The sequence below is a fragment of the Nitrosospira sp. Nl5 genome, assembly GCF_900102495.1.
Lineage (GTDB): Bacteria > Pseudomonadota > Gammaproteobacteria > Burkholderiales > Nitrosomonadaceae > Nitrosospira.
Genome location: NZ_FMVQ01000013.1, coordinates 82,471 through 92,689, shown reverse-complemented (window position 1 = coordinate 92,689; position 10,219 = coordinate 82,471). Strand labels below are relative to the sequence as shown.

The following is a 10,219-nucleotide window of genomic DNA, read 5'->3' as shown; positions in this document are numbered from 1 at the left end:
GGCTTTGAAGGTCGGCGAGAGCCATGCTGCCTCCGGCACGCAAACGCCCGTCGCTGCGAAGGGACTATAAGACTCTCAGTCAAAGCAAAAGTTAAATTCAGCTTAAGAGGCAACCGATTACGCAGCGGCACGGCGCTGCTCGGTTGCCTCTGTTCTTTTCTACACAAAGAGATCCCATGTTTCTCTTCGAAAGAAACATGCGGCCCTTAACTCAACTATCCCATCGCGCAAACCGGCCTGAGATATCCCGGCGTTTCGCCAACGCTCCTCTTCGATTCCTGCAAAATTATCAATCCGCTTTTTTTGGCGCCCATCCGCCTCGATGTGCGCTATCGTCACGCGGTTTGCAGCGCGGCGAGAAAACGCGGGAAGTTTTGTGCCAGATAGTTCTTGTCCCCGTCAGTAAGTGCCGCCGAAATCCACCGCGATATAAGGGCCGTCGCTAGCCGTCACCCCTGCTAACTAGCCTGCCACATCCAGATGCAGGTTTTCTCCGATTTGTAGAATCTCTTCGGGCAAACACGCTATCGCCGGAGATTGGATCTCAGGACACGCATCCCACGCCCCGGAGAAACAGAAGCCCTTCCATGCCCAAAAAGGCAAAGAATTTGCCGCCGCGCCGCCAGAATTTGGAATCACGCACCGCTCTCAAGGGAATTTGTGTGTCGGCGTACAGACTTTTTTAACTGATAGGCAAAAAATTGTAAATAGTTTAAAAGCAGAAAGACAGATTTATTGATTAGAAAAGGAAGTATCACCGTGCATGGCATCTATTGTCAGCCATCAACTTTTTCGGGATCAACCGGGCAATTCATGAGCCTCTTATGCTGGAATAGCGTCAGCGGCGGGTTGGCGGCAGAAAGGAGAATAAATGCCTGCTAAACCCGGGAGCGAGGGATCAAAATATATAGCTGACTTTGATTCTGCAAGCGCTTTTCTGCAATCCACAGCGCGCTTTCTGCATGGCAAGGACTTTCCGGCCCTGGGGCAAAATCCCCTACTGGGGTATTTTGCATCCCTGGTCAACCTGCTGCCCCGGCGCGGCCGGGAATTCGTCTACACGATCGGCGGCGGGCTTGAAGCAACAAAGCCTTCTGATATTGGCGATATAAAATCCCGCGTTCTCGCCACATGGGCTGCCGGGCTTTACCCCCGGCGCCCCTATCCGGCAATCGTGATTGGCTCATCCAGCGGTGCTCTGCCGCATCTTTGCGCCGCCCTTGGCGTGGCATGGCTGCCTCAGACATTTCTTATTCCCGTCAAACAGTCTGGCATTCCAACGGACGACCCCAGGAAAAGCATGGAAGCGGGGAAAAAGCCGGGGCGGATCCTGCTGGATAACAACCCCGATCTACAGTTGCACCAGATGCATGATCCCAACCAGGACCGGCTCATGCTGCAGGAAATGATGTATTTCCGGGTAAAGTGGCATACCCTTCCCGATGCTTACAAATATTTTATAACGCAGTCCTTGCCTCCTGGCGGCACGATCATTATTTGCGAATGCGAACGAACGTGGCCGACGACGAAAGTTGCCGAGCGCCATTATTTCCAGTTCGGCGCGCTGGGCGGCGCCACCGAAGACGAAGTTTTTCACGGCGGTCCACGTATAGAAGAGTATCTGAAAAGATACAAGGTGCTCTTAAAGAAATGGGACCCTCCAGCCCCGGACGCCAGACGGCCGGAAGCCGAATGGGGTTTTGAGGCAAAGCTGCGGGGCGAGCTGGAAGGATTGGCAGAAGACCGTTCCCTTAATGTCGTCCGGCTCGTTTTCACAGAGCCGGAAGACCTGAGCCCATTTACCGCTGATCTTTATCGCTGGTGGTATAAAAAACGCGGCATTCCAGCAAACCGGCTTCTGGTCGAAAGCTTTGTCATTCATGAGCCATGGTGGACACTGCGGACCGGCAGCGTCCCGTTCTGGATGAAGTTCAATATGGAGGATTCAGCCGCATATCTGGAACAATATCTGAATGACAGGGCGCCGTTTGATGAGATGAATATGATGCTGTTTAATCACGGGATCGAAGGCCCGGGGCTGGTACCGATTGAACGGTGGAAGGAGCTTCTCTCCAGGGCCCGAAAGGAAAGCCGTTTTATTGGCGTCGCACCGGATAAATACCCGCTGGATTTCGGCTCGTTCGGGGCCTATTACCGGGACATTAAAAAAATTCCGGCGCGCTATCCTTTGCCTGCCCCGCTCAAGCTCGGTGATCTTGCCACGTTTATGGAAGAAAGCGTCATGTCCTACAACATCAAATGGCAGGGACTGGAAGAAGCAAGAAGCAAGAAGCTTAAACAATGAAGGGGCGGGCAGCGGATACCAGTTTTTCAGGGTGGGTAAAGACCACGGTATGAGCGGCGTCAGGGATTAAAACCAGTTCCGCGTTCGGTAGAAGCTGTTCAAACCGTTCAGCCCAGTCCTGTCGGCAGATCAGATCTTCGGTTCCCCGTATGACGAGCGCCGGTATTCGCATGAACACAGGCAGCCGGACTGACCAGACTGGAAAGAATGGTCGTTCTGCCCATCGTTTTCAGAAATCCACGCCGTGTCATATTACGGAAGCAAAAGCCGACGGAAAAACCATGCTGGCTATGGCGGCAAGCGGCTTTCTGGCCAGCTTGATACTGGGCGCCCTGATTGCCTGGCTTCTTATTGAACTGGTCAATACCCGAATGCCTCTGGAGATCATTGGCGTTGGTTTTTTCCTTGTTGTGCTGAACTGGGCTCTGGCGCTGGTTAATATCGTACTTGCGGGGCTGCTGGCCGGATGGCGCTACTGGTCCGCCTGAAAATTAGAACTTGACCATGAAGGCGAAACTACACTTGAGGAAAATAAGTAACATTCGGTCTCCCCTCTCGACTGGAATTTCCTCCGGATTCTTCTTTGCCCTCATGAACACAATCGTCTCCGCGAAGCTGGGCGCCGTATCACCCTTCGCCCTGCTTTTCGCACGCGGAATTTTGAGCCTTTTGATTCTTCTCCCTTTTGCAAGGAAGGAGATCCCCTTCCTCTTCCACAAAAGATCCCTTTCACTCCATTTCCGCTGCCTTACTGGAGCTTTGGCGGTGATGTGTCTTTACTGGACTTTGGGCCATACCAGCGCCACGCACGGGTCTTTCATGAACAGTCTTTCGCCGTTCTTTCTGACCCTTTTTGCCTTCAAATTTTCCCCGGAAAAACTGTCCAGAATCCAGCTTCTTGCAGTTGGCCTCATCTTGGCGGGAGGTGCTTTTGTAGCAGGAAGCCCCGACCTCAAGGCGCCACTCATGGTTTGGGCAGTGGGAATCCTTGGAGCAGTCCTTCAAGCAGTAGCCATGCTTTTCTTGAAAAGCTCGACGGGAAAACACTCTTCCAGTCTTATCGTTGCCGGGCTCGGATTTTACCTTTGTCTTGTTGGGCTATGGAACTCGCCAATAAGCTTGAATTACTTCCTGGAGCTCCCATTGGAATGGGTGATTACCCTGGGAATCGTCTCTACTGCCGGACAAATGCTTATGACGCATTCTTATCGTTTTCTCATTCCTCAAATCGCTAACATCCTTGGAAGAAGCATTATTCTTTGGGCTGCCCTTCTGGACTATATTTTTACAGGGAGAATTCCCGGAGTGTTTGAAGGAATTGGATACACCCTCGCTATTGCAGGCATGGTCCTGATCCAGGCGGAAATGTCAGGATCTCGAAGAAGAGGGAAAGCGTGATTGCCTTCCTGCTTCGCATCCAGTTGAGGTATTTACCAAGATCCACGAAACTCCTGCTTTGCCGGGGGCGAGGCTCACTCGCAGGCCGGACCCTACTTGCGTTTGAATTCATTGTAAACGGCCGCCATTCCATTAACTATTAATACATTACCTTTATCTGATTTCTATTTGCAGTAAGCTTACAAAAGTCTGACTGCAGCATCTAAAGGAGTTTTATGCCTTTCCTCGGATATCATGCCTCGCAAGAGCAGTTCTCCCCATCTGAGCTTTTAAAATTAGTGAAACTTGCGGAGCAAAACCATTTTCAGGAAGTGATGACCTCCGACCATTTTCAGCCCTGGAGCACCAGGCAAGGCCAGGCAGGATTCACCTGGTCGTGGTTGGGAAGCGCATTAGAGGCTACCAAAATGAATTTTGGGTCTATTGCCATCCCGGGAGGCTGGCGGTATTCCCCTCCAATCCTCGCACAAGCCGTCGCGACACTTTGTGAAATGTATTCTGGACGCTTCAATTGGATAGCAACAGGTAGCGGAGAAGCCCTCAATGAACAAATAATGGGACTTGGCTGGCCCGATAAAACAGAAAGGAATGAGAGACTTCGCAAGGGAGTCAACGTCATGCGAGCTCTCTGGAAAGGAGAAGAGCTGGAAGACATCAAGCTCTGGACGTGTCCTCCGTCTGTTCCCAAAGTCCTGGCCGCTGTCCTCACGCCTGACACAGCACGACTTTGCGGAGAATGGGCCGATGGCATCATAACCATTAACCAGGAGCACGATAAGCTTAAGGAAATCATTACTGCCTTCGTACAAGGTGGAGGAGAAGGAAAAGAAATTTATTTGCAGCTTCATCTCTCTTACGCCAGGTCCGGAAGGGATGCAAGTGACTGGGCCTATCATCAATGGAGATCAAATGCGCTTGAGCCGGCACAATCGGAAGAAATTTCTTCGGTCAAACTATATGACGAAATGTCAGAGAAAGTGCGTCCCGAAGAGATGCATAAATATGTGCGTATTTCAGCCGATGTTGAGCAGCACACCAATTGGATCAAGGAATATCTTGGCTTAGGAATACAAGGAATTTTCCTTCACAATGTTGGGAGAAATCAGGAGGAATTCATTAAAACTTTTGGTGAAAAGGTGCTGCCTGAATTTCAACAGGAGGACCATGGGGCTGGCTTGGGAAAATTGGTCAGGTAGTCTTCGGTTTCGCCCATATCATCTCTCCTTGCCGGCAAGTGAGAGCGAGGTCCTATGGCTTGTGCAAAAAGCATTGAGGCACCGACGACGTTTGAGGCCGGTGGGGGCCAGCCACACCTCCATGCCACTATATTCTACTGACGACACGCTCGTTTCCCTGGAAAAGATGAGTGGAGTCATTCATCATGACGAGAAAGCTTCCACAGCCAGATGCCTCCCTGGAACCACCATGCTGACTCTCGGTAAAGAGCTTCTCGACAGGAAACTTTCCCCGATCAACCTCGGAGATGTAGCGCTACAGCAGATTGCAGGCGCCATTGGAACAGGTACCCACGGGACCGGGATGAAAATTGGAAATCTTTCAACCATGCTTGTCGGCGGAAGGCTGGTAACGGGAAAGGGCGAAGTATTAAGTTTTTCTGAAAATGATTCGGAACTTCTGAAGGCGATGAGAGTTTCCTTGGGTATGCTTGGTATTTTCACTGAATTGAAGCTCAAGCTTTTGCCTCTTTATCGGTTAAGAAGAAGGGAATGGTTCACGACCTTCTTCTCCCTCACGAATCATCTGGATGATCTTTGCCTCCATAACCGAAACTTTGATTTTTATTGGTATCCACGGAGCGACGAGGTGAAGATTCGGACATTAAACTTTCCTGATGAAGGGAAAATGAATGTTCCCGGAGCAAAACTTGACGAGGACTGGGAGGATTGGGCGCAAAACATACTCCATAAGCATACCAAGCTCAAGAACAGGTTTGACGAGATGGAGTACGATGTCCCCTTTGCAGAGGGGCCAAGCTGTTTCCTGAAAATCCGGGAGCGAATCCTCTCCCGGTGGAGAAGGAGTGTTTGCTGGAGACTTTTGTACCGAACGATTGAAGCCGATGATTCCTACCTAAGTCCAGCTACCGGCAGAAGGAGCGTGAGCATCTCACTTCATCAGAACGCCGGACTTCCTTATGAAGAATATTTCCGCGACATTGAACCGATCTTGCTTTCCCATGGGGGAAGGCCTCATTGGGCCAAGAAGCATACTTTAAAAAAGGAAGATCTGAAGAAGCTTTACCCCGCCTGGGATAAGTTTTTTGATTTGAGACGGAAATTGGATCCGGAAGGGCTGTTTCTTAACCCTTACCTTGAGGAACTCCGATGAAAAGAAAAAGATGGTGAAGTGGGTTATTCCGGGGGGAAGGATACCTTTGACCTCAACAGGCGCGGAACCCGAATTCACCTCACGCGACCGATTATCTTTTTTAAATACCGGCCCTGAAGACGTTGACTTGAAAATTACCGTCCTTTATGAAGATCAAGAGCCGGTGGGACCATATGAGATTAGCGTTAGTTCCAGGAGAATGAGGGCAGTGAGAACGAACGATTTTATCAATCCCGAAGCCCTCTTCCTGGATGTACCCTATTCCGTTGTCATTGAAGCCCCTGAAGGTGTCATCATCCAGTTTACAAGACAGGATACATCGCAGGAAGCTCTGACGTTGGCAGGAGGGATAGGCTACTCTGAAGAGTAGGCAATGGTGCTCAGGAGGGCATTGGCCGCTTGGCGGCTATCCAGTCGTGTATGCTGGACAACGATAGGAACATTTGAAGTAATCACACTCGCAAAATCGGTGTCTTTCGGTACAGGTTCAGGATCATTCAAGTTATTGAAGCGCACGTGTTTTGTCCGATTTGCAGGCACGTTTACATGATAAGGACCGACAGGGTCTTTGTCACTGAAGTAAAGCACAATTTCAACCTTGGCCTCGACCTCTCCAGCATTTAGGATGCAAACTGTTTCATGACTTTCCATCTCCGGTAAAGGCCCGGTGCTTCCCGAAGGAATGTAGCCTTCAGCAATCGCCCATTTTTTCCTTCCGATAGTCATAGGAACTCCCTATTCGTCAAATCATTCTTTGAAAAATATATCCAACTGAGGAACCTAGAAATACGGGCCGTGAGATCAAAAGTCTATGAATACAGCCACAACTGCCACAAAACCGCCGCCGTCAACAACACCACGACGACGGAAAGCAAGCGATTCTGGCGCTTTTTTTCCAGTATGAATTCGCTCATTTGTTGCTCCAGCGTTGTGGTGCGGATTTCGTTCAAAGCGTGATGAAGCAGACGCGGAAATTGCGGCAGCATTACTCCCCAGCTCGATGCTTCTTTGCCCAAACGACGCGTTAGTCCGCGCCAGCCGAGCTGCTCGGACATCCAGTTTTCGAGGTAGGGTTTTGCGGTTGTCCAGAGATCGAGGTCCGGGTCGAGGTCGCGCCCCAGTCCCTCGATATTCAACAGGGTTTTTTGTAACATTACCAGTTGCGGCTGGATTTCGACATTGAATTGGCGCGACGTCTGGAACAGCCGCAATAATACCCGGCTAAAGGAGATTTCCTTCAGCGGCTTATCAAAGATGGGTTCGCAAACGGCGCGGATCGCGGTTTCAAAATCGTCAACCCGGGTGTTTTTTGGCGCCCATCCCGCCTCGACGTGCGCTTCCGCCACGCGCTTGTAGTCGCGGCGAAAAAACGCGAGGAAGTTTTGTGCCAGATAGTTTTTGTCTCCGTCAGTAAGCGTCCCCATTATGCCGAAATCTACTGCGATATAACGGCCGTCGCTCCCAACAAAAATATTGCCGGGATGCATATCGGCATGGAAATAGCCGTCACGGAATACTTGAGTAAAAAAGATTTCCACACCGACACGGGCAAGCCTCGGTATATCCACTCCTTGCTCCCGTAGTGCCGCTACATGGCTAATCGGCGTCCCTTTTACGCGCTGCATCACCATAACGCCGGAATAGCAATAGTCCCAATAAACCTCCGGTACCAGGAGCAGGGGGGAATCAAGAAAATTGCGCCGTAACTGGCTGCAGTTGGACGCCTCCCGCATAAGATCAAGTTCGTCACCCAGATGCCTCGCGAACTCGGTTACTACTTCGCGCGGTTTCAGCCGCTTGCCGTCGGGCCATAGCGCTTCGACCAGCCAGGCACCGGTTTCCATCAATGCTATATCGTGGGAAATTATTGGAGCGATGCCAGGACGCAACACCTTCACCGCGACTTCCGTGCCATCGTGCAGCACGGCCAGATGCACCTGGGCAATTGATGCGCTGGCTACAGGTTCCGCGTCAAATAGCAAGAAGACTTCGTTGACCGGCTTTCCATAAATTTGCTCCAGCGTGGCGAGGGCAATGCTGGAGGGAAATGGTGGGACCCGGTCTTGCAGCCTGGCCAGTTCGTCGGCAATATCCTGCGGCAGAAGATCGCGGCGGGTGGAAAGCATTTGGCCGAACTTGACAAAGATCGGACCCAGCGCTTCCAGTGCCAGGCGAAGCCGTTCGCCGCGCGCCCTTTCCAGCCGCCGCCAAAATGTTGCCGCCTTCACAACCGGCCGGACCAAGCGCAACCGCTCATGGCCGAGAAAAAATTCGTCAAGGCCGAAACGGAATGCTACAGAGAGTATTTTGAGAAGGCGAAAGAAACGCATTTTTTCCAAAAAAACGGCAGTTCGTCCCCTGGCAGCCTGTCGGACTAAAGCAAATCGGCTATAAAAGTGACTGGCCGGTTCATATTTCGCCGCTTTCCGCCGATGGCACAGCTATTGCCTTCCAGATCCTAAAACCGGTTCTCACGCGATTACTTGTTACTTTATCGCTTCGATTCCCTAGTCCGATGGGATGGCCTGCCAGTCCGGCAATCTTCCCGGTTTGGTTTAGAGAGGTACCTTCTTATTTAGCGCTTTCACCCGTTCTTCCAAATGTGCGGCGCCATCCCGTAACAGATCGACTTCATGGGTAAATGCGAGCATATCCAAGGGCTTGGCAAGTAGCGTGTGCTCTTCCGTCCAATATTCCACCAGTGTCTGCGACAGATTGTGAATGGTTTCAGTATGCCAATGCATCAAGCTGTCGCCGGCCCGGACGACCCGATGCGCCAGGATATCCCCGAAAATTCCGCTTAAATCCTGCTCCACATCCCAGTGCAGGTTTTTTCCGATGTGGAGAACTTCTTCGGCAAACGCGCTATCGCCGGAAATCCGAATTTCGCGATAGACATCCTCGTCACGGACAAGCAGGCGCGGCAGCAAACGCGGATCAAGAGTGAAGACAGCATCATCCGGGACGCCACTTGCCGCAGTGGATACCTCGCCGCTGGCCTGGACAGTCACGGCAAGGTCAATAAACGGTGGAAGGCGAAAGCGCGCAGTCTTACCCGTGCAGGATTGCAACCGCTTGCGCGCCCAGCTTTCTCCACGCAGCAGGTGGTTGAGCGGGGCTGTCGCAACGGATGCCAACATGATGCTTAAATCTGACAGCTGCTAGGAAACCTGCTGAATTCCTGCCAGCAGCCAGACGGCGTCAGGGTCTTTGAGGTTCTTCTGCACGTGCCAGATTTCATCAAACGCTTCCGGCGGCGTATCGGCGGCTTCCCGTAATTGACCATTGAAGCGGACGCTGGCAATGGCCAGATTATTAGCGGTAACCACCTCCAGTAATTCAGCATCGATGGCGAGTACTTCAGTTCTCTGAGGTGCGTCGCCGCGTTCGTTAATTTGCATGCTGATTTCGGCAAACATTTCAGGAGTGGTGTATTCCCGGATATCGCTCACGTCCCGTGCATCGTTGGCCGCCTGCAAGCGAATGAATGAAGTTTTGGCATTGCGTAGAAAGGGCTCGACCTGGAAGTCCGCAGGAATATTTGCGGGACCACTAGCAGGGGCAGGTGCTGTTGCCGTAGCCGCGGCTGATGGAGCAGGCGGAGTACTGCTGCTACCGGAAGGTGCTCCCATGCCAGAAAACTGCATTGGACGTGCCGCCTGTTCTTGCCTGGGCTTGCGCAGCATGCGCATGACGAAGAAAACCGCAGCCATCAGGGCGGCCAGCATCAGCACATCCATCATGTTGATGCCTTCAAACGCGCCGCCCATGAAAAGCGCAGCCAGCAGTCCTCCCGCAGCCAGTCCGGCTAATGGCCCCATCCATTTATTGCCCCCGGCAGTTGCTGCCGCAGGCGCGGCGGACGATCCCTGCGGTGACTTTGGAGCTGCTTGCGGGCTCACGGCTTCGCGTTGTTTGCCAATGCTTTTGCCACCGCCAAAACGTTTCGCTTCTGCATCAAAGGCGGCCAATCCGAAGCTAAAAATGGCCAAGGTCAACAGGGTCAGTATTTTCTTCATGAAGGTCTCCAGAGATAGGGTTCAAGCGGAGAGTATAGCACTATCAATTCGTGCGGTTGGTCGATAAATTAACCCGGTCCGGCCGTTGGGCTGGGGGGGATTTGGTTTTCGCATCGCAGGGCAAGGGCGAAAATAAAATGCCTATGAT

Annotated in this window: 11 protein-coding genes; 6 read left to right on the top strand and 5 right to left on the bottom strand. The window is 51.9% G+C overall.

Features of this window, described 5'->3' with window-relative positions:
• Positions 1-871: 871 nt before the first annotated feature.
• A complete protein-coding gene (locus tag BLP45_RS12080) occupies positions 872-2,305 on the top strand; it encodes a hypothetical protein (protein WP_090372734.1) in 1,434 nt (477 codons plus the stop codon).
• Here the strand turns inward: BLP45_RS12080 and BLP45_RS15125 are convergent.
• Positions 2,295-2,477, bottom strand: a complete 183-nt coding sequence (locus BLP45_RS15125; protein WP_090372733.1) for an alpha/beta fold hydrolase — start codon at positions 2,475-2,477, stop codon at positions 2,295-2,297. The two genes, BLP45_RS12080 and BLP45_RS15125, sit on opposite strands and share 11 nt — an antisense overlap.
• On the opposite strand from BLP45_RS15125, the gene BLP45_RS12070 reads away from it, so the two are divergent.
• From BLP45_RS12070 to BLP45_RS12050, 5 genes are all read left to right on the top strand, one after another.
• On the top strand, positions 2,476-2,793 hold the full coding sequence (locus BLP45_RS12070; RefSeq protein ID WP_090372732.1) for a hypothetical protein: 318 nt from the start codon (positions 2,476-2,478) through the stop codon (positions 2,791-2,793). The two genes, BLP45_RS15125 and BLP45_RS12070, sit on opposite strands and share 2 nt — an antisense overlap.
• 16 nt (positions 2,794-2,809) lie before the next feature.
• The gene (locus BLP45_RS12065; protein WP_090372731.1) at positions 2,810-3,703 is read left to right on the top strand and encodes a DMT family transporter; all 894 of its coding nucleotides are present in this window, start codon (positions 2,810-2,812) and stop codon (positions 3,701-3,703) included.
• 215 nt (positions 3,704-3,918) lie between these two features.
• Positions 3,919-4,899, top strand: a complete 981-nt coding sequence (locus BLP45_RS12060) for a TIGR03885 family FMN-dependent LLM class oxidoreductase (protein ID WP_090372730.1) — start codon at positions 3,919-3,921, stop codon at positions 4,897-4,899.
• Positions 4,793-6,052, top strand: a complete 1,260-nt coding sequence (locus tag BLP45_RS12055) for a D-arabinono-1,4-lactone oxidase (protein WP_090372729.1) — start codon at positions 4,793-4,795, stop codon at positions 6,050-6,052. The genes BLP45_RS12060 and BLP45_RS12055 overlap by 107 nt, the downstream gene beginning before the upstream one ends.
• Positions 6,053-6,062: 10 nt before the next feature.
• Complete coding sequence (locus BLP45_RS12050) at positions 6,063-6,422, top strand: sensory rhodopsin transducer (protein WP_090372744.1); 360 nt, start codon at positions 6,063-6,065, stop codon at positions 6,420-6,422.
• Here BLP45_RS12050 and BLP45_RS12045 read toward each other — a convergent pair.
• From BLP45_RS12045 to BLP45_RS12030, 4 genes are all read right to left on the bottom strand, one after another.
• A complete protein-coding gene (locus BLP45_RS12045; RefSeq protein ID WP_090372728.1) occupies positions 6,407-6,778 on the bottom strand; it encodes a sensory rhodopsin transducer in 372 nt (123 codons plus the stop codon). The two genes, BLP45_RS12050 and BLP45_RS12045, sit on opposite strands and share 16 nt — an antisense overlap.
• 83 nt (positions 6,779-6,861) lie before the next feature.
• A complete protein-coding gene (gene ubiB / locus BLP45_RS12040) occupies positions 6,862-8,382 on the bottom strand; it encodes a ubiquinone biosynthesis regulatory protein kinase UbiB (RefSeq protein ID WP_090372727.1) in 1,521 nt (506 codons plus the stop codon).
• A gap of 225 nt (positions 8,383-8,607) precedes the next feature.
• On the bottom strand, positions 8,608-9,192 hold the full coding sequence (locus BLP45_RS12035; RefSeq protein ID WP_090372726.1) for a ubiquinone biosynthesis accessory factor UbiJ: 585 nt from the start codon (positions 9,190-9,192) through the stop codon (positions 8,608-8,610).
• Positions 9,193-9,213: 21 nt separating this feature from the next.
• Complete coding sequence (locus BLP45_RS12030) at positions 9,214-10,071, bottom strand: Tim44 domain-containing protein (protein ID WP_090372725.1); 858 nt, start codon at positions 10,069-10,071, stop codon at positions 9,214-9,216.
• Positions 10,072-10,219: the final 148 nt, after the last annotated feature.

What these genes read in the sequence shown, in the direction of transcription:
- BLP45_RS12080 (WP_090372734.1), top strand. Translation starts at nt 872, where the DNA reads ATGCCTGCTAAACCCGGGAGCGAGGGATCAAAATATATAGCTGACTTT.
- BLP45_RS12070 (WP_090372732.1), top strand. Translation starts at nt 2,476, where the DNA reads ATGAACACAGGCAGCCGGACTGACCAGACTGGAAAGAATGGTCGTTCT.
- BLP45_RS15125 (WP_090372733.1), bottom strand. Translation starts at nt 2,477, where the DNA reads ATGCGAATACCGGCGCTCGTCATACGGGGAACCGAAGATCTGATCTGC.
- BLP45_RS12065 (WP_090372731.1), top strand. Translation starts at nt 2,810, where the DNA reads ATGAAGGCGAAACTACACTTGAGGAAAATAAGTAACATTCGGTCTCCC.
- BLP45_RS12060 (WP_090372730.1), top strand. Translation starts at nt 3,919, where the DNA reads ATGCCTTTCCTCGGATATCATGCCTCGCAAGAGCAGTTCTCCCCATCT.
- BLP45_RS12055 (WP_090372729.1), top strand. Translation starts at nt 4,793, where the DNA reads ATGTTGGGAGAAATCAGGAGGAATTCATTAAAACTTTTGGTGAAAAGG.
- BLP45_RS12050 (WP_090372744.1), top strand. Translation starts at nt 6,063, where the DNA reads ATGGTGAAGTGGGTTATTCCGGGGGGAAGGATACCTTTGACCTCAACA.
- BLP45_RS12045 (WP_090372728.1), bottom strand. Translation starts at nt 6,778, where the DNA reads ATGACTATCGGAAGGAAAAAATGGGCGATTGCTGAAGGCTACATTCCT.
- ubiB (WP_090372727.1), bottom strand. Translation starts at nt 8,382, where the DNA reads ATGCGTTTCTTTCGCCTTCTCAAAATACTCTCTGTAGCATTCCGTTTC.
- BLP45_RS12035 (WP_090372726.1), bottom strand. Translation starts at nt 9,192, where the DNA reads ATGTTGGCATCCGTTGCGACAGCCCCGCTCAACCACCTGCTGCGTGGA.
- BLP45_RS12030 (WP_090372725.1), bottom strand. Translation starts at nt 10,071, where the DNA reads ATGAAGAAAATACTGACCCTGTTGACCTTGGCCATTTTTAGCTTCGGA.